This window comes from Chryseobacterium sp. ERMR1:04, assembly GCF_001297705.1.
Taxonomy (GTDB): domain Bacteria; phylum Bacteroidota; class Bacteroidia; order Flavobacteriales; family Weeksellaceae; genus Chryseobacterium.
The window spans coordinates 186,417-206,234 of sequence record NZ_LIRF01000004.1; the positions used below are offsets into that span (position 1 = coordinate 186,417).

Below are 19,818 nucleotides of genomic sequence, written 5' to 3' on the forward strand. Positions count from 1 at the left end.
GTTTATTTTTCTTAAGCCTGTTTAAACTAATAAAAAAAATTAAACCGCAAAAGGTACAAAAGCTATTATTGAGTTATTTAAAGTTTAGCTCTTTTGAAAACAAAGCTTTCAAAAGAATAAAAATCAAAGATTTTTTTAAACTTATGAGTTCTTGTTTGCATTTCATAATGAACTTCAATAAATAATATATCAATCTTTTGTCTCTTTTGTGGTTAAAATAGAAAGTTTAAACAAGTTTCTTATGGAAATTATTAGGAAGCAAATAAGAACAGAATATTTTTTAAACCATTAAGAAGAGTTTAGATGTTAAGGAAAGTTCAGAAAAAATCCATTGATTTTCTTAAGCGGATAACTTAAAGCAAAGCTAAAACTTAATATTCTGAAAATCTCAAAAAACCTTAATGGTGACAATTTTAAAATTTAAGTAAACTCTTAAACTAAATATTTATTTTTTTAATTGAAATCAAACCATCCTTCACAGAAATAATCGTTTTCTTTCCGTAATCAATTTGAATATTGAACATATTTTCCAGAGGAAATTTTAAAATAGATTGTAAGATTAAACGGATTACTCCGGCGTGGGAAACTATCAAAACTTTATTGCTATTTTCTTTAGCAATCAATTCATTCCAAAATTCGGAAACGCGGTGTTTCATTTCTAATAAATTTTCGCCGTTTGTTGCTTTTATATTGATAAAATCCTCATACCAAAGATTGATTTCATTTTCAGGAATATCAGTCCATTTTTGAAGTTCCCAATCTCCGAAATTCATTTCTTTAATTCTTTCATCGGTTTGATAATTTAGCTGAAAATATTTCGCTAATAACTGACAACGCTGAGATGGGCTTGAAATAATAAGATCAAAATCTTCAACAAGATCGATAGCTTTAAAATCTTCAACATAATTTTTACGTAAAGACATTTCTGCAAATCCATAACACAGATTGTCTGGATTTTCTACCGCAGTATGACGAATCAAATGAATTTCCATACGATAATTGCTCCTAGATAAAATAAGACTTCACAAACCTGCTGAACCGTTCCTAAACAATCTCCTGTATATCCTCCGATGTGCTTTTTGAAATACCAGCCTAAATATATTTTTCCGAGATAAGCGAGAATAAAAGCTAAGATTAATCGTCTATCCGGAATTAAAGAAAAAGCCAATAAAACAGCGGTAAAACTTATGAATAAAGATTTTCCATCCAATGCTTTATTTGCCAACGGTTTTGATTTGCTTGAATCAATATCAGTCACGTATCGATGTGTATAAATCATTGTTCCTGCAATAAATCGACTTGAAGTGTGAGCTAAAACAATGATTGCTAACGTTTCCATAAGATCAATGTTTCCCAATTCCTGAATACTGAGAAATTTTAAGGCAAATAATAAAATAATTCCAATCGCTCCATAAGCTCCTACCCGACTGTCTTTCATAATGGTCATAATTCTATCTTTTCCATAACCACCACCGAAACTGTCGCACACGTCTGTAAATCCGTCTTCGTGAAATGCTCCCGTCAATAAAACGTTAGAAATCATCATTAAAACAATCGCAATCTCCAAATTGAAAAGCTGAAAAGAACCATATAAAACAACAGCATTCATCAACCCTACCAACAATCCGACCCAAGAAAAATATTTTTGAGACTGGTTCATGATTTCATTGGAGTACGGAATTTTAAACGGAACCGGAATTCTTGTGAAAAACATCAAAGCCGTCGCAAAATAGATCAACTCATTTTTAATAATTTTCATCTATTCTTTATTTGAAATATTGGCATCTTCGAAACTCGACATTTCATTCAGGAAATTAACCGCACTTTGAATAATTGGATATGCCAGCGCACAACCCGTTCCCTCACCTACTCGAAGATTAAGGTTGAGTAATGCTTTCTGGCATAATAAGTCTAACAATTTAATATGAGCATATTCATCACTCACATGGCAAAAAATACAGTTATTAAGGATTGTAGGATTCTTTTTCCAGGCAACAGAAATAGCAACCGTCGCGATAAATCCATCAACTAAGATCAACATATTTTGGTCATAAGCTTCCTGCATCGCTCCAATCATTTGAGTAATTTCAAGTCCGCCAAAAGTTTGTACAATTTCATCACTACTTTTAAGATCAGGATATTTTTCTATTACTTTTGAAAGAATATTAATTTTATTCTGTAGTTGAGCATCATTCAATCCTGTTCCTCTACCTACGCAATCCTCAATTTGAATATCAAATAATTGACTCATTAGTAATGAAGAAGAAGACGTATTTCCAATTCCCATTTCACCAAAACCGATAATGTTACAACCCGTTTCTGCAATTTCCTTAACAACAGATTTTCCGTTTTCCAAAGCCTGTTGATATTCTTCAATCGTCATGGCAGGCTCTTCCAACATATTTCGGCTCGATTTTCTGACTTTCTTATCAATCAAATCCAACTCTTCAGGAAAATCAAAATTCACTCCCGCGTCTACAATTTTAATTTGAATAGTATGTTGTTTACAAAATACATTGATTGCTGCTCCTCCCCCCAAGAAATTCATTACCATCTGATACGTAACTTCCTGCGGATAAGCACTTACTCCTGCGGTTGCAATTCCATGATCAGCTGCAAAAACAACCATATGGGGTTGTATTAATTTCGGAGAAGTGGTTTGCTGAACCATTCCAATTTTGTGAGCCAATTGCTCAAGAAATCCTAATGCGCCTAATGGTTTTGTTTTGAAATCAATTTTGTGCTGTAATTCGTCTATTAACATTGATGTAGTATCTATTTTAAGAATAAAGTCCCATTTAATGAGTGTTTGCAATATTAATAAAATCTTGCAATTAAACACATATTTAATTTTTTTAAAGTTTTATTTTCTTTTGCCTTGATGCAAAAGAAAGAAAAGATCAAGACTTGGAAACTTCCGCTAAAAATAATCTATCCTCTCTAAAAATTCTAAAACTTGTGCGAAATGGATAGTTGTTCTTCGATTCAAAATTAGTCTCGCGCTTCAAACAGTAGAATTTTCTTAACGTTCGCATAGATTATTTTCTTAACGCTTCATTTTCCTATGTCGGAATATCCCTCCTCTTAATCAACTGATTTTTTTTAAAACATTCACACTCTAAAACACTCAAACTCTAAGATCCTCAAACTCTCCTACACTAACACTCTCAAACAAAAAACTGCGTAAAAACATTGCGCACCTCTCAATTTACTTTGTAAAATAAATTAAAAACAATGACACCAAAAATATTAGAAAAATTAAAAGAAATAAAGGCAGAAAGAAACATAGAAATACTTCTTGCCGTAGAATCAGGTAGCCGAGCCTGGGGTTTTGCATCTCCTGACAGCGATTACGACATACGTTTCATATACCGACATGAAAAAGACTGGTATCTTTCACCATGGGATAAAGATGAGACGATAGAATTTATGACTGAAGATGATCTGGATGGTTCCGGATGGGACTTGCGAAAGACTTTCCATCTTTTGCATAAATCAAATGCTGCTTTGTTGAGTTGGTTTTACTCTCCTATCGTTTATATGAAAAACGAAAAGTTTTATAATTTATTTAAACCTTTGGCTGATGAATGTTTTTCTCCAATAGCAGTTTCCTATCATTATTTGAGAATGAGCAAAAAATATCTCGAAGCCTGCAGAAGTGATGAAGTAAAATTGAAATCTTATTTTTACTGTCTTCGTACTGCTTTAACAGGAAAATGGATATTGGAAAAAGGAACTGTTCCTCCAGTATTGTTCAGTGAATTGTTGGTTTTGGTTGATGATCTTACGAGAAATAAAATAGAAAACCTTGTTGCCTTAAAAGCCACCAAAGGAGAATCCTATTACCATCCGAATGATTGGGAACTTTTCAGATTTTTGGAGGAGATGGTGAAGGATAATGAAGAAAGAGCAAAGGGTTTGGCTGGAGGAAAGGTGGATAAAGGTGAGATGGAGAGGATTTTTAGGGAGATATTAAAATAATTAATTAGAAATATTTTAATAAATATGATAAAAAAACTATCTGAAAGAGCCTTAAACTTTCTAGAGAAGCAAGGAAAAAATAAGGAGTATGAAATAGACTTAAAAATCTTAGAAAAGCATTTAAATTTCTATCATCTTCAGACTCCTTTTGAAATTTTAAGGTTTCAGAAGAATTTTTCGGGTCTTCATATTCAAGATATAATTATCCATATTTTTACTCCAAAACAAATAAAACAACATAAAGGAGTTAATATCTACCATTGGGAAGGACAAACTTTATTTTCTATAAATGAGAGTCTTTATATTGCTGAAAACGGAGAAATTGCATTGAGAGATTGTGGTTGTGATTCTTATGACTTCTATTTTTATTTTGAACGTTTTGAAACCTTCATAGAACAACAAGCATTTTTTGAAGAATATCGATATTACACCCGTCTTCCGGGACTTGGAAATGATTTAATTTGTAATATTAATTTACTCTCGGAATATTTTTCAGATTATGATTTTATTGATGAATGTTCCGATAAATATCATCTTATGTGGAAAAATAATTTGCATCTCCTCCATGCCAGACTCTATCCTGAAGGATGGATTATTTTTTTTGATAGTCTATCTGAAAACGAACGTCATAAATTAATAGAAGAATTAAAAACAAAAAATATAATAGCATGAAAAATATAATAGCACTTTCTCCCATCTACACGGAAGACAGTAATAATTTGAAAAAAGCATCTATCAATTCGCCTTACGAACTGAACCGTTTTAATGCAAAATGGAATGTTCCAGAAGAATTTCGTAGCGATGTGATTGCAGTATATGGCGAGGATATTTATGCCGAAATTGTAGCTGAGCAATGTAATTTAACATTAACAAAACCTGATGATAACTGGCTTTCAAAAATTTCAGAAGAATTTACGAAACGTAAAATCTCTTATGGCCGATTAAAAGAATTTGTTGATGAAGAAAATATATTCATTAAATGTTCTGATTTTAAAAATTTTAAAGCCGGAGTTTTTGATAAAGTCACCAATATCAAAGGTTTTGATTCTTTAGATTTGGAAAGTACCGTTTTCACCTCAGAAGTTGTAGAATGGGAACTTGAAGTAAGATGTTTTGTTTTAAACAATGAAATAAAAACTCATTCTTCTTATTGGCGAAACAATGATTTTGACACTGATCTGCTTTCTGAAACAGAGGAAAAAGATCTGCTTGAGTTTTTCAATAATTTCATGCGTCAATATTCTGAAACGTTGCCAAAAGCGATTGTTCTTGATTTTGGAATTATAAAAGGAAAAGGTTGGGCTTTGATTGAAGCGAATCCGGCTTGGTGTTCAGGTTTGTATGCTTGTGATGCGGAGAAGGCGCTGGATGTGATTGTGGAGAGTTGTGTTAAAAACTGAAAAAGTTTCTTCATTAGGAACTTTTTCAGTTTAATATATTAAAGTATTTTTGAAAAATAGAGAGAAAAAATTAAATGAACTACAAAATCATATATAACGAAGAAAAATTACAACAGTTCATCGATTGGCTACCTGATTTATTACCCAACGAGCAATATTATATAACACTTCTTGCAAGAAAAAAATACAATCCAGAAACAGGTTTGAAAGCTGACAAAGCTCAATTAAAACGTTTTACTTCTACAAAAGAAAGGTTGTTGCAGAAAATCAAACAGCTTGAACTTCCATTAGGATTATATGAATCGGGAAATCTTGAAATTTCTCAGGATAATCTGGCCATTTACATCACTCCGAATCCGCGTGATCTTCATAAGTCATCTTTAATTTTAATGAAAGAAATTTCGGAAAAACTAATTAAAAATGACAATGCCATTAATCCTAATACATTAGCGTTAAACACAATTCAAACTACTACTTCAAGGAAAATTTTCTTTGATCTGGATATTGATTTCAGAATTGAAAATCATCAGAAAGCTATTGGAAAATTTAGGACAGACATCGCAAGTTGTATTAATTATGATTGTCTTACTTTTATCAAAACAAATGGTGGATTGCACTGCTTGATTAACGTCCAAAATATTGAAACAGCACATCAAAAAAGTTGGCATCAAAAAGTTTCACAACTTACCTGTAATGAATATGAAGTCACAATGAATGGAGATAATGTTTTACCTATTGTTGGATGTATTCAGGGAATTGATTTTTCACCTTATTTTTTATAATGAAAACTAAAATTAGAACTATAAATGTTGATGGTATTCTCTACAAATACATCGCAAAAGATTGGTATGTGAAAATATATCCAAAAAATAGCACTGATTATTTTGTAAAAGTAGATTTTTTCACAGAAGATTTAGAGTTCAAAAATATTTTAATATATATAGGATGCTTCAAGATATTTGAAAATGGTGAGGCAAAATATTTGATAATCCATCAGCCAGGGCTAGTGGCAAATGTTATAAAACATTTTAAAATTAATGAATTCAATTTCTCTATCCAAAAACAGCACACTATCACAGAAGCCGTAAAAGATTTTGAAGCTATGGGATATCAGATCGAGAAAACAAAAATAATATCTACATCGAATAATAATTTTGTATTTAAAAGTCTTTTGAAGGGCTATATTTCTTTTTTGAAACCCTCATATATATGGAAACTTTCCAAACATATCCGATCAAAAGAAAAGCATTCTCAATTTGCTGGAGAAGTAAAAATTATAGCCGATAATCTTAATAACGGAATTACTACTTCTATAATTATTAACAAGTTAAATGAAGGAAATATTTTTGATTTCCCATACATTCCTAAAGAAAAAGATACGCTTGTAATTTCCTATAAAGAAGGAAATTATAACACATTAGTATCCTTAATTTTCCTCGATGAAAGTTGGAAAAAAGGACTTTCTAACAGCTTAGAAGAGTACATTGCAGAAGGAGAAATCATCATCAAAGAAAAAGAAACATTATGACTATTCAAGATTTAAAAAATAAAAACCTCATCCTCCTCGAATCCATATCCGGAAGCCGCTCTTTCGGGCTTGCAACAGAAAACTCGGATACAGATATCCGTGGAGTTTATAACTTACCAAAAGAAGATTTTTTTGGACTTAATTATATTCCTCAGATTTCCAATGAAACGAATGATATTACCTATTATGAGATCGGGAGATTTATAGAATTATTACAGAAAAATAATCCGAATATTCTGGAAGTTTTGGCAAGTCCGGAACACTGTATTCAACATAAAAATCCGTTGATGGATTTGTTAAAACCTGAAGATTTCCTTTCCAAATTATGTAAAGATACCTTTGCGGGTTATGCGATTTCGCAGATCAAAAAAGCAAAATGGCTCAATAAGAAGATCCTCAATCCGATTGATAAAGAAAGAAAATCGATTCTAGATTTCTGCTATATTTTACAAAATCAAGGTTCAGTTCAATTGAAAAAATGGCTTTCAGAAAATGGAAAAGTTCAGGAACAATGTGGATTGGTGAGCATCGATAATACAAAAGGAATGTTTGCCCTTTTCTATGATGAATCAAACGATTTACACTATAAAGGAATTATCAAGAATGAAGAAGCCAATCAGGTTTCGGTATCTTCTGTCCCGAAAGAGGAGAAATCTATTGCTTATTTATTTTGCAACCTCGATGCCTACTCCACCTATTGCAAAGATTACAGAGAATATTGGAAGTGGGTTTCTGAACGAAATGAAGACCGCTACAACGTCAATCAAAATCACGGACAAAACTACGACAGCAAAAATATGATGCACACCATTCGTTTGTTGCAGTCTTGTGAACAAATTTTCAAAACCAATTCATTGAATATTTGGGTAGAAAATAGGGATGAATTACTGGATATTAAAGCAGGAAACTGGTCTTATGAAGCTGTTATGCAGAAAGCAGAAGGTTTGATACAATCTATTGAGCATTATCATTCTGTTTCAGATCTTCCGAATGTTCCTGACTTGGAGAAAACAACAAAAATATTAATTGAAATCAGAGAGAAGTTATATTGTTAAATCTTTTTCTAACTGGTATTGATTCTGTTGAATCTTCGATTTCAAAGAAATAAGTTGAAAGTTTTTAAACGCAAAGATTTATTTTTGCTACTGCATAGGTAAGGAAGCAAAGAATTGAATCAATGATATTGATTCTTAAGAAGCCATTTTCATCAGCGACTTTGTCGCTACTCTTTGCTCCCTAAAAATAATCTGTTTTTAGAATAAAACTTTGCGTTTAAAATAATTTTTAGTATTTATACTCACTGTCTTTCAAAATAGGGCAAAGTGGAATAAAGAATCTAATCAATAAAAACTAGATTTCTCCTGTCGTCGAAATGACAAACTGTGAAAATAAAACCGCAATAATCAACAGTCGACTGTCATTCAGAGCAGAACGAAGTGCAGCGTGGAATCTAAACAGCTATTATAGATTTCTTCTTACATCGAAATGACAAAAAGAAATTTTGAATTTCCCACAGATTTCACGGATTTACGCAGATGATTATGTTTTATTTACTTTAAATGAATAAGTTGAGTTTTTTTAAACGCAAAGATTTATTTTTACTGCTACAATAGGTAAGCAAGAAAAGAATTGAATCAATGATATTGATTCTTAAGAAGCCATCTTCATCAGCGACTTTGTCGCCAATCTTTGCTCCCTAAAAATAATTCGTTTTTAGAGTAAAACTTTGCGTTTAAAAATAATATTTATAATCATTGTCTTTCAAAGTATAGCAGAACAGAATGAAGAATCTAATTTATAAAAACTAGATTTCTCCTACCGTCGAAATGACAAACTGCGAAAATAAAACCGCACTAATCAACAGTCGACTGTCATTCTGAACGAAGCGAAAGCGGAGTGAAGAATCTATAAAAAGTATAATAGATTTCTCCTGCCGTCGAAATGACAAACTGCGAAAATGAAACCGCACTAATCAACAGTCGACTGTCATTCTGAACGAAGCGAAAGCGGAGTGAAGAATCTATAAAAAGTATAATAGATTTCTCCTGCCGTCGAAATGACAAACTGCGAAAATGAAACCGCACTAATCAACAGTCGACTGTCATTCTGAACGAAGCGAAAGCGGAGTGAAGAATCTATAAAAAGTATAATAGATTTCTCCTGTCGTCGAAATGACACAGCATGAAAAAAATAAAATGAATAAACTAAAAAAATACATTCCTCACTTATCCGAAGCTTGGAAAGAAAAGTATTCAAAGATACTTCAGAAGGAACATTTAGAATCGATTGAAAGGAATATTGCTTTATTTAAAACTGATCCTACTCTATTTGATCTGCCTCATTTTAGCGAAGAAATCAAAGAAGATCTAAGCATTAGTTTTAATTATTTTTTTGAAATCAATGCTTTAATTAATAGTCAACATGATCCTGAATATATTGCCCAAAAACTGGAACAAATTCCTTTTGAGCAATGGCTGATGGTTTTAGGACAGCGACTCACCTCTGCCAGTGAAAGAGATGAAAAAGCAATTCCCCCTTTACAGGAAAACCTCATCGCAAGTTGTCTTGTTTTATACAACAGCGAAATTACCGTTGCTCAACGCGCTTGGGAAAAACATATTGACCGTCTTGAGGATGAATTCTGGGGGAAAATAAAAGGTAATAATCAGCTGAAACAGGAAAAAATGATGGAGAAGATCCGCTACATTATCGATCATAAAACATGGTGGAATATTTTCTTTCACTATAAACACGGTTTGGTATATGAAATCCGAGAAAAAGGTGGCCACGGAATCCGATGGAATTCAGAAGGAAGTCAATTAATCGGTTTTTTGGAACCCTTTATTAATGAGTGAAAATTCATCCCTTAAAAGCAGTACATTAGCTAAAAAAATTACCCCTAAATAATTCATCATTTTATCCTTTTGATTATCATGGTATCAGCAAAGATCAGTCAATGAAGCTACAGTTTTATACTCCAACCCATCCTGTTTTAAAAAAGTACATTGAAGGATATTATTTTTTCGCGAAAGAAGAAACTAATGAGCCCGTTCATTACTGGACTTTCCCCAATAATTACTGTATTGTTTGCATCAATCAAAATGCGAAGATGACTTTTGAAAAAAATAAAATAACCGTAGTTCCATCTTCTGAAAATAATATTACAGCGAATCTCGTGTTTCGTTATGTTTCTCCTCTGGAAGTGTATTATGAAAAAATGGTTAATGAGATTACCATTTATTTTAAACCTCTCGCTTTACACCATTTCACGAATGATTTAGAAACTGTTTTTCTTCAGAAAGAGATAGAATATAATCCGTTCCCTGACTTTAAACAGAAAATGGAAGCAATTTTTAATCTTACCACCAGAAAACAACAGATTGATGAACTGGAAAAATATTGGGTTTCCAAACTTGTTATCAAAGATCTGGAACTTATGCAATTAATTTTATCCGATATAGAAGCTGATTTAAAAATTGAAGACATTGCAAAAAAGCATACCATTTCGAGGCAGCATATCCACAAAATATTTCTAAAAACACTGGGAAAATCCCCTTCTGAATACCGAAAAATATACCGATTCCGAAATGCTATCACACGGAAAAAAAAGATCAAAAGCTTAACGGAACTGTCTTATGACAATCTATTTTATGACCAATCCCATTTTAATAAAGATTTTAAAGAATTAACCACCATCAATCCCAAAGTATTCTTTAACAATGTAGATATAGAAAAGGAAAATCTTTGGCTTTTTATATAACCCGATTACATTTTTACAATTTTTAAATTCAGAAGCAGATTACATTTGCCCCATGAAAATAGTGTATTTCTTAACTGTACTTTTATTCAGTTCTATTCAGGCCCAAGATTCTTTGGTTACAAAAATCGCCTCTGAACATTATCAAGTTATCAACTTCGAAAACAAAAAATTTTCCGGAGATGCCATTGTGAATCTCACGAAGAATATCGCACAACATAAATATGTTTTAATTGGCGAAGATCATCTTAATAATGAAGTCTTAGATTTCACAGAATATATCACAAAAAATATAAGCTTTGATAATTACATTATTGAAACTGACCAACTGACGATTAATATGCTAAAAAAAGCATATCAAAAAAGCAAAGAATATCAGTCAATCATTTCTCAATCGAATGATAAATTTTCTCTCATCTCTTTTAACAGAGACCGGGATCTTCTCTATACATTTTTTGAAAACAATAAGAATATTATCGGTCTGGATAATGTTTATTTTAATTCCGACAGTCCTCTTTTTCAGGAATTGATAAAAAAAACAGCGAATAAAGAAGCTAAGGCAAAGTATGAGATAATGCTAAAGGAATCGGATAGCAGATGGAATAAATTTAAAACTGATACAAATCAAAAACCACTAGCAGACGGATCTAATGAGCCTTATTTATTTTCTAGCACATTCAACAAAAACTTGGCAGAGATTCAAAAATTAAAACTTTCGCCTTATGAATATGATGTTTTAAATGCTTTATCAAAAAGTAATACCATATACAGCCTTGGAAATGAAGGAAAAGGGTTGGAATCTCATTCTCTGAGAATTTCGTCCATGAAAGAAAAATTACTGGAAAACCTGGATAAAATGAAAGGTAAAAGAAATTTAATAAAGTTTGGAGCCAACCATGTAGGAAAAGATAAAAGCTTGTTTCAGAACAGTTTCGATATTGGAAATCTCATTTATAATTTAGCCGATGCCGAACAAGAAAAATCCTTACACATCGCTATTATTCAAAAATCCGGAAGAGCCGGCTCTTTCTCATCAGAGAGTATTGATGCTGAAAATGTTGCTTTCCTAAAACCTTTTTATCAGTTAACAGGCAAAGAAAATGAGTGGTTATTATTTGATCTGACCAAAATAAATGAAGATATCAAAAAGCAAAAAACAGTCATTAAATCTATCGGGCTTAAAAATTTATTAAGCGGATATGATTACTTGATTATTATCCCAAAAGTAACGGCGCAAAAGCTGATTAACTAAATAGATGACAAGGCCTTAATTCAAATAGAAAAAATAATTAAGTTCTGTCCTATCAACTTTGTAACGATAAAAACATAAAGACTGTCAATACTTTGGCGGTCTTTATTTTGATCACTGTAAGCTCTTACATGATACTATAAACCCTATAGAAATTCACACTTTAAGGCACAAAAAAATCCCTCAAATTGAGGGATTTAAATATATCTAAGATTTAATCTTAAGCTTCAGATGAAGGATTTTGATTTTCCTTTGGAGCTTGATCAGCCGGTCTTCTATCACCTTCTGGTCTGTCCTGTCTTTCTGGTCTTCTGTCACCTTGAGGTCTTCTATCACCTTGTGGTCTGTCTCCTTCTGATCTTGGCTTAGACTCAGGTCTTTCAGGTCTTGGTAAAAGAACTTTTCTTGAAAGTTTCATTTTCTTACGATCATCAAACCCCATGAACTTCACCTCTACTTCGTCACCTTCGTTGTAAGGTACTTTGTCAAGACGAGCCCACTCGATTTCAGAAATGTGAAGTAATCCTTCAGTTCCTTTTGCAATTGCTACAAAAGCTCCGAAATCCATTACTTTTACCACTTTTCCTTGGTACACTTCACCTACTACAGGTACAAATGTAATTTCGTTGATTCTTGCGATTGCAGCATTGATCTTCTCTCTGCTTACACCAGAAATCTCGATTCTTCCGATTTCTCCTACTTCTTCAATAGCAATAACAGTATCTGTATCTTTTTGAAGTTGTTGAATGATTTTTCCACCAGGTCCGATAACAGCACCGATGAAATCTTTAGAGATCTCAAGCATTACCATTTTCGGAGCGTGAGGTTTCACGTCTTCTCTTGGTACTGCAATTGTTTCAGTGATTTTGTTAAGGATGTGTAATCTTCCGTCTTTAGCTTGTAAAAGAGCTTTCTCCATGATGTCCATAGATAATCCCTGGATTTTGATATCCATTTGACAAGCCGTGATACCGTCTGCAGTTCCTGTTACTTTAAAGTCCATATCTCCCAAGTGATCTTCATCCCCTAAGATATCAGAAAGTACAGTGAATTTTCCAGTTTTAACGTCTGTTACTAATCCCATTGCAATTCCAGAAACTGGTTTTGTAATCTGAATACCTGCATCCATCAATGCTAAAGTTCCTGCACAAACAGTTGCCATAGAAGATGAACCATTTGATTCTAAAATATCAGAAACGATACGGATTGTGTAAGGGTTTTCTTCAGGAATCATGTTTGCCAAAGCTCTCTGAGCCAAGTTTCCATGTCCTACTTCTCTTCTTGAAGTTCCTCTTAAAGGTCTTGCTTCACCTGTTGAGAATGGTGGGAAGTTATAATGTAAGAAAAATCTTTCGTCATAATTTACCATAACGCTGTCTACCATGTTCGCATCTTTAACTGAACCTAATGTTACAGCCGTTAAAGATTGAGTTTCACCTCTTGTGAAGATTGCAGAACCGTGAGCTCCCGGTAAATAATCAATTTCGCTCCAGATTGGACGAATTGTTTCAGGATCACGACCATCAAGACGGATTTTATCATTCAAAATCATCTGACGCATCGCTTCTTTCTCTACATCATGGAAATATACTTTAACGAAAGGAGTTACTCTTTCTAATTCTTCAGCATTTTCAACATATTGAGCTAAAAATTCAGTTAAAACTGCTTTGAATTTCTCACCTCTTTCTTCTTTTGCTGAAGGTTGCTTAGCAACTTCGTATACTTTGTCGTATGTTTCTTTCCACACTTTCTCACGAATAGCTTCGTCGTGATTTTCGTGGCTATATTCTCTTTTTGGGAATGATTTACCTACTTTTTCAGCTAATCTTTCCTGAGCTTCAACTTGTTTTTTGATTTCTACATGAGCGAACTGAATTGCTTCAAGCATTTCCTGCTCAGAAATTTCTTTCATCTCTCCTTCTACCATTACGATAGAATCTTTAGTTGCTCCAACCATGATGTCAAGGTCAGCAATTTTAAGATCTGCATAATTAGGGTTCACAGAAAGTTCACCATTGATTCTTACTACTCTTACTTCAGACATTGGTCCGTTGAAAGGGATATCTGTAATAGCAATCGCTGCAGAAGCTGCAAGACCTGCTAAATCATCAGGAATTGAAACTCCGTCGTAAGAAATTAATGAAATCATTACCTGAACTTCAGCATGGAAATCTTCAGGGAACAATGGTCTAAGAACTCTGTCTACCAAACGCATGGTCAGGATTTCCTGATCTGATGGTCTAGCTTCTCTTCTAAAGAAGTTTCCAGGAATCTTACCTCCTGCATAAAATTTTTCTCTGTAATCTACAGTTAAGGGTAGAAAATCTACTCCGTCTTTTGCTTCTTTGCTGGCTACAACAGTTGCTAAAAGCATTGTTCCGCCCATTTTTACGACTACAGAACCATCAGCCTGTTTTGCTAATTTTCCTGTTTCAATTGTAATTTCTCTGCCGTCTGCAAGAGTAATCGTTTCTGTAATTGCTTGAGGTATACTCATAAATAGTTTTGTGTTGCACTCCGTATTGAGCGCTTTAATTATTGATATTTCGTCTAAATTTTCGTTTGCAAAGATAACGTATAATAATGAGATAATTAAATTTTCAAATGAATAAATAATCTCTCAGCTCTTGATGTGATGAGTAAACATTTGGCTTCAAACGTAAAATTACTGCAAGAATTACAGCGTTTATTCCCCAACTTCAAAAAACAAAAAGCAACTTAGTTTGAAATTATTTTAGCTGTAAAAATCTTACCCTCATTATCTTATTGTCTCAAAATAAGAAATATTGCATCCAAAGGTAAAAAAGACCAAAAAAGTTGCCGAAAAAAAAAGTTGTTCCCCTATATTTGCCTGACTTTTAAATAGGTGAAAAATTTAAATAAATTTCTCTTTGAAACCAACTAAATGAGTTGTATAAAAACTCTTTTGTTTAAATATGTGTGTATATGAATAATAATGAAGTAAAATCGCAAAGCAGGAATTACACTATTCCGCTTATTACCATCACTCTTCTATTTTTTATGTGGGGATTCATCACTTGTATGAATGACATTTTGATTCCTTACCTAAAACAACTTTTCAAACTGACCTTCTTTGAATCTATGTTGGTTCAGTTTTGTTTCTTTGGAGCTTATTTTATTGGCTCATTAATTTATTTCTTTATCTCTATTACAAAAGGAGACCCTATCAATAAGGTAGGTTACAAAAAAGGAATTCTCTTCGGAATTTTCCTGGCTACTTTCGGATGCATCTTATTTTATCCGGCTGCTACTTTCTCTTCTTATCCTTTATTTTTAGGCGCTTTGTTTGTTCTTGGATTAGGGTTTACCGTACTTCAGATTACTGCCAACGCGTATGTTTCTTTATTAGGGTCAGAAGAATCTGCATCAAGCCGATTGAATATGACGCAAGCTTTCAACGCATTGGGAACTACCATTGCTCCGGTTTTAGGAGGGCATTTGATTTTTGAATTATTCTCAGCTGCAGACGGTTCTTTCAGTGCTGTGGCAACAAGAATTCCTTATTTAATTTTTGCGGGTATTCTTTTATTAGTTGCTTTATTGATCTCAAGAGTAAAGCTACCTTCATTCCAAACCAATGATGGTGAAGAAGTGGTAAAAGGTTGGGGAGCGTTGAAATTCAATCATTTGAAATTCGGAGTTTTCGCGATGTTTTGCTATGTAGGAGGTGAAGTTGCTGTTGGAAGTTTCATCATCAGTTTCCTGGAACAGCCTCAAATTATGGGCTTTGACGAAGTCATCAGTAAAAACTACCTTTCTATCTATTGGGGAGGTGCTATGATCGGGCGTTTTCTAGGAGCTATTTCTTTAAACCAATCCATAAGCCAAGGAAAGAAAGCTATTTATATGTTGGGAGCTGCTGCGTTGGTATTCTTAGTGATTTTCAGTATTGTGAATCTTTCGTTTGCCCAGATCAGTTTCTTCTTGGTATTTATTGTTCTTAACTTCGTTGCATTCTTTATCGGTAAAGCTGCTCCGGCAAGAACCCTTTCAATATTTGCCGCAGTGAACGTTGTTTTATTAATTTCTGCGATGGTGAACCATGGCGAAATGGCGATGTACAGCGTGTTGGGAATCGGAATTTTCAATTCTATTATGTTCTCTAATATTTATACGCTGGCAATTTCAGGATTAGGAAAATATACCAGTCAGGGATCATCTTTGGTAGTAATGGCTATTCTTGGAGGGGCTATTGTTCCTATTTTCCAAGGATATTTAGCAGATCAGTTTGGCGTTCAACATTCATTTATTATTCCAGTATTCTGTTATATTATGATCTTGATCTTCGGAGCTTATTGCACAAAATATCTTGGACATGTAGAAGCTACAGAATCCAAATCAGGACATTAATTTTAATTAAAATATAAATTACATGAGGCTCTTTTTAAGGGTCTCATTTTTTTGTTTAAAGTATTTGGCTGTATTTTACGTCTAAAATAAAACTAAATATTTACACCAATGAAAACTCAATTACAACTTGAATACATCGCCTTTCTGATCTTGGGAGTTTTTGCTTTTGCCCACACTGAATTTTCTTGGTGGTGGTTTGCAGGATTATTTTTTGCCCCCGATATATCTATGTTAGGATATACTGTTAATAATAAAGTAGGAGCATTTTGCTATAACCTTTTCCATCATCTTGGAATTGCCATCACAGTATATCTCGCAGGAACATTCTTAGCCCTTCCCTATTTACAAATGATTGGTGCTATTCTATTTGCCCATTCAGCTTTTGATAGAGTATTGGGATACGGATTGAAATATCCGGACAGTTTTCAGAATACGCATTTAGGAAAAATCGGGAAGAATAAAGCAACATAGAAAATACAAGATAAGCTAAAATATTTTTAACAAAAAAATAATAACACTTAAGTTGTTTAAGTTAAATTCTTTGAAAACAATAAAGTTCACTTAAGAAGAAAATCAAAGATTTTCAAAAAAAACTAATATTCTCTTCTATGAATAGTTATAATGAACTTAAATAACTAAAGTGTTTAAAAACTTTTGTGCCTTTTGTGGTTTCAATATATTAAAAACAAAAAAGCAACCTCTTTCGAAGTTGCTTTTTATCTGAAAATCTTTGTAGATTATTTTCTTAAACCTAGTTCAGCAATAATTGCTCTGTATCTTGCGATATCTTTATTTTTAAGGTAATCTAGTAAACTTTTTCTTTTACCTACCAATTTAACCAAAGATCTTTCCGTTGCGAAATCGTGACGGTTAGCCTTTAAGTGTTGAGATAAATGGTTGATTCTGAAAGTGAAAAGAGCTACTTGTCCTTCAGCACTTCCTGTGTCTGTTGCAGATTTCCCATGTTTAGAGAAAATTTCCTGCTTTTTTTCTGTTGTTAAGTACATTCCAATATTGTTTAATGATTATTATGTAACGGCTGCAAAAGTACGACTATTTTTTTATTAGGCAAAACATTATTGATTTCATGTATCAAATTTGATAGAAAAAAATGTTAAAAATTTCTTAAATAAATTATGCCATACCATTAAAAGACAGTAATTTTGCAAATGAATTACAAATGAGAAAACTTTTAATTTTTTGTACGGCTTCCACTTTTTTATTGATCAGTATGGTTTCAGTAAAAGCACAACGAAATGCTTCTGAAGATAAAATAAAAAAGGTCTTATACTTCAATCCTGAGGTAGAACCAGACCTTGAGGAAATTAAAGAACCTACTAATCACGCATTCTTCAGCGCAGTTTCTGATCATTTAAGCGGATACAAGAGAAATAAAATGCTAAGAACGGAAACCCAGGTTTCGTTTGACAGCATAGATAAACAAACCATTGTTGATTATTGTCTTAATAATGATGCCGATTTCGCCATTGTTCCCAAAGTAAGATACTTTAAAGTAGGCCTTGGGAAATATGTTTTCTCCAATCAGGTAGTGGTAAGCATGAAACTTTTTGATGCTGCCGGAAACTTCATTACAGAATCCGATTACAATACGTACCGTAAAAACATGCGTCTTTTAGGGTCTGCAGACAATTCTATTAAGATCGGAACAAACGGAGCCATAAAAGCTATTCTAAAAGAATTAAGAAAAATAAAGCCCTCTCCCGAAGCCGGATTTTAGCCTTTTCAACACATAACATCCTCTTTATCATTATAATTTAATTGTAAATAATTCATTTAAAAGTGAGTAATTAAAATATTTTCATTAATTTAGTGTTGCATTAAAACCTAAATACTATGAAAAATTTAACAAAGCTCAACCGAGCTCAGCAAAAAAAAATTCAGGGAGGTGGACCATTTAAAAGATGCACAGAACATTATCAGTGCCCAGGCGGTTCATGTTGTGAAAATACATGCGTCATGTATAACTGTCCTCTAACCTAATCACCGACATTATCTATCACTTAAATAAACTATATTGTTGCACCTGTTTTACGCAGGTGTTTTTTTTATTTTAACAACTCAATTGTTTGCCCTGAAAAGAATAAAGCTTTAATTAATCCTTAAATTTGCCACATGATGGCTCATTTCTAAAAAATTGAATTATTTTTGCATATCCTAAAAATTTCACGTTTTGAATTATAATGACGAACTAATCTTTAATCCTGCCGATATTGCCGAAACTCTCAGTGGACTTCCTGCTGATAAAAGGCTGTTGGAATTTTTAAAGGTTCCGAAACAATACAAAGCGGAAGTTTTCTCCCATTTAGATCCAGACTTTCAGGAAGAAACGATCCGAAGTATTGGAAGTGATGACGTTTCCGAAATCTTAAACTCGATGACTCCGGATGACAGGACTGCCCTATTTGAGGACTTTCCGGATGAGCTTATTAAATATTCAATCAATCATCTTAATCCGCAGGAAAGAAGGATTGCCTTAAAACTATTGGGCTATCATTCTGATTCTATTGCCCGTTTGATGACACCATATTACATTCAGATCCGTAAGGAATGGACAGTAAAAAAATGTCTTCAACAGATCAAAAAAGTAGGAAAAAGGGTGGAAACAATGAACCACTTGTATGTGGTGGATGAAAGAAATCGTTTGATTGATGATTTAGCCGTAGGAAGTTTACTATTAGCCGAAGAAGATACATTGGTTTCTGAATTAACGGATAATCATTTCGTCGCCATAACTACAATGACTTCGAAAGAAGACGCTGTAACTTACTTTGAAAAGTATGACAGAACTGCACTTCCCATCATTACAGAATCTGGTGTCTTGGTAGGAATTGTAACAATTGATGATATCCTCGACCAGATCGAGCAACAAAACACAGAAGACATCCAAAAATTCGGGGGTCTTGAAGCCTTAGATTTACCCTATACCCAAACTTCTCTTATCGAAATGGTAAAAAAGAGAGGGATGTGGCTTGTTATCTTATTCTTCTCTGAAATGTTAACCGCATCAGCAATGGGTTATTTCGAAGATGAAATTCAAAAAGCAGTTGTCTTAGCACTATTTGTTCCATTAATTATTTCCAGTGGAGGAAACTCCGGTTCACAGGCTGCCACATTGATCATTAGAGCAATGGCGCTTCAGGAAATCGGACTGAAAGATTGGTGGTACGTGATGAAAAAAGAAATCTTCACCGGATTATTTCTTGGAGGAATTCTTGGGATCATCGGATTTTTACGAATCATGATCTGGCATAAAATAGGCTTGTTTAATTATGGTGTTCATTGGGCTTTTGTAGGCTTAAGTGTAGCTGTTTCTTTAGTATTGATCGTACTTTGGGGTACCCTTTCAGGCTCTATGGTTCCTTTTATCCTTAAAAAATTAAAACTCGATCCGGCAACCTCTTCTGCTCCATTTGTAGCAACTTTGGTAGACGTTACCGGACTTATTATTTACTTTTCTGTCGCAGGACTTTTCTTAACGGGTAAACTTTTGTAATTTTAGGCAACCTCTAAA

At 33.2% G+C, this 19,818-nt stretch carries 18 protein-coding genes; 13 read left to right on the forward strand and 5 right to left on the reverse strand.

Features of this window, described 5'->3' with window-relative positions:
* Positions 1-437 precede the first annotated feature (437 nt).
* The 3 genes from cobC to cobT are packed head-to-tail and all read right to left on the reverse strand — an operon-like array spanning position 438 to position 2,764.
* Entirely contained in the window at positions 438-992 is a 555-nt protein-coding gene (gene cobC / locus AMQ68_RS08280) for an alpha-ribazole phosphatase family protein (RefSeq protein ID WP_054510179.1), read from the reverse strand.
* Positions 977-1,759, reverse strand: a complete 783-nt coding sequence (locus AMQ68_RS08285; protein WP_241775086.1) for an adenosylcobinamide-GDP ribazoletransferase — start codon at positions 1,757-1,759, stop codon at positions 977-979. The genes cobC and AMQ68_RS08285 overlap by 16 nt, the downstream gene beginning before the upstream one ends.
* Entirely contained in the window at positions 1,760-2,764 is a 1,005-nt protein-coding gene (gene cobT / locus AMQ68_RS08290) for a nicotinate-nucleotide--dimethylbenzimidazole phosphoribosyltransferase (protein WP_054510180.1), read from the reverse strand.
* 470 nt (positions 2,765-3,234) lie between these two features.
* Between cobT and AMQ68_RS08295 the strand changes: the two genes are divergently transcribed.
* The 9 genes from AMQ68_RS08295 to AMQ68_RS08335 all read left to right on the forward strand — a co-directional run bounded on the left by AMQ68_RS08295 (position 3,235) and on the right by AMQ68_RS08335 (position 11,918).
* Positions 3,235-3,981: a nucleotidyltransferase domain-containing protein gene (locus tag AMQ68_RS08295; RefSeq protein ID WP_054510181.1), complete on the forward strand. Its 747-nt coding sequence runs from the start codon at positions 3,235-3,237 to the stop codon at positions 3,979-3,981.
* A 24-nt stretch (positions 3,982-4,005) separates the two neighbouring features.
* Positions 4,006-4,653 carry a hypothetical protein gene (locus tag AMQ68_RS08300; protein ID WP_054510182.1) on the forward strand — a complete coding sequence of 216 codons (648 nt, stop codon included), beginning with the start codon at positions 4,006-4,008 and terminating at the stop codon, positions 4,651-4,653.
* Positions 4,650-5,381 carry an ATP-grasp domain-containing protein gene (locus tag AMQ68_RS08305; protein ID WP_054510183.1) on the forward strand — a complete coding sequence of 244 codons (732 nt, stop codon included), beginning with the start codon at positions 4,650-4,652 and terminating at the stop codon, positions 5,379-5,381. Before AMQ68_RS08300 ends, AMQ68_RS08305 begins: the two co-directional genes overlap by 4 nt.
* Positions 5,382-5,455: 74 nt before the next feature.
* Positions 5,456-6,163 carry a hypothetical protein gene (locus AMQ68_RS08310; protein ID WP_054510184.1) on the forward strand — a complete coding sequence of 236 codons (708 nt, stop codon included), beginning with the start codon at positions 5,456-5,458 and terminating at the stop codon, positions 6,161-6,163.
* A complete protein-coding gene (locus AMQ68_RS08315; RefSeq protein WP_054510185.1) occupies positions 6,163-6,909 on the forward strand; it encodes a hypothetical protein in 747 nt (248 codons plus the stop codon). Before AMQ68_RS08310 ends, AMQ68_RS08315 begins: the two co-directional genes overlap by 1 nt.
* Positions 6,906-7,964: a nucleotidyltransferase domain-containing protein gene (locus AMQ68_RS08320; RefSeq protein ID WP_054510186.1), complete on the forward strand. Its 1,059-nt coding sequence runs from the start codon at positions 6,906-6,908 to the stop codon at positions 7,962-7,964. Before AMQ68_RS08315 ends, AMQ68_RS08320 begins: the two co-directional genes overlap by 4 nt.
* A 1,140-nt stretch (positions 7,965-9,104) precedes the next feature.
* Positions 9,105-9,764, forward strand: coding sequence for a hypothetical protein (locus AMQ68_RS08325; RefSeq protein ID WP_054510571.1), 660 nt, complete (start codon positions 9,105-9,107; stop codon positions 9,762-9,764).
* A gap of 101 nt (positions 9,765-9,865) precedes the next feature.
* A complete protein-coding gene (locus AMQ68_RS08330) occupies positions 9,866-10,669 on the forward strand; it encodes an AraC family transcriptional regulator (RefSeq protein WP_054510187.1) in 804 nt (267 codons plus the stop codon).
* Positions 10,670-10,721: 52 nt separating this feature from the next.
* Entirely contained in the window at positions 10,722-11,918 is a 1,197-nt protein-coding gene (locus AMQ68_RS08335; RefSeq protein ID WP_054510188.1) for a hypothetical protein, read from the forward strand.
* Positions 11,919-12,135: 217 nt separating this feature from the next.
* Here AMQ68_RS08335 and AMQ68_RS08340 read toward each other — a convergent pair whose 3' ends face one another.
* Positions 12,136-14,412: a polyribonucleotide nucleotidyltransferase gene (locus AMQ68_RS08340; RefSeq protein WP_054510189.1), complete on the reverse strand. Its 2,277-nt coding sequence runs from the start codon at positions 14,410-14,412 to the stop codon at positions 12,136-12,138.
* A 449-nt stretch (positions 14,413-14,861) separates the two neighbouring features.
* Between AMQ68_RS08340 and AMQ68_RS08345 the strand changes: the two genes are divergently transcribed.
* Both AMQ68_RS08345 and AMQ68_RS08350 read left to right on the forward strand, forming a co-directional pair.
* Positions 14,862-16,286 carry a sugar MFS transporter gene (locus AMQ68_RS08345; RefSeq protein WP_054510190.1) on the forward strand — a complete coding sequence of 475 codons (1,425 nt, stop codon included), beginning with the start codon at positions 14,862-14,864 and terminating at the stop codon, positions 16,284-16,286.
* A gap of 108 nt (positions 16,287-16,394) precedes the next feature.
* Positions 16,395-16,757, forward strand: coding sequence for a DUF4260 domain-containing protein (locus AMQ68_RS08350; protein ID WP_054510191.1), 363 nt, complete (start codon positions 16,395-16,397; stop codon positions 16,755-16,757).
* Positions 16,758-17,023: 266 nt separating this feature from the next.
* Here the strand turns inward: AMQ68_RS08350 and rpsO are convergent, their stop codons facing one another.
* Positions 17,024-17,293 carry a 30S ribosomal protein S15 gene (gene rpsO, locus AMQ68_RS08355; protein WP_054510192.1) on the reverse strand — a complete coding sequence of 90 codons (270 nt, stop codon included), beginning with the start codon at positions 17,291-17,293 and terminating at the stop codon, positions 17,024-17,026.
* A gap of 173 nt (positions 17,294-17,466) precedes the next feature.
* On the opposite strand from rpsO, the gene AMQ68_RS08360 reads away from it, so the two are divergent.
* Together AMQ68_RS08360 and mgtE are read left to right on the forward strand one after the other, a co-directional pair.
* A complete protein-coding gene (locus AMQ68_RS08360) occupies positions 17,467-18,024 on the forward strand; it encodes a hypothetical protein (RefSeq protein WP_054510193.1) in 558 nt (185 codons plus the stop codon).
* Positions 18,025-18,477: 453 nt separating this feature from the next.
* On the forward strand, positions 18,478-19,800 hold the full coding sequence (gene mgtE, locus AMQ68_RS08365; RefSeq protein WP_054510194.1) for a magnesium transporter: 1,323 nt from the start codon (positions 18,478-18,480) through the stop codon (positions 19,798-19,800).
* Positions 19,801-19,818: the final 18 nt, after the last annotated feature.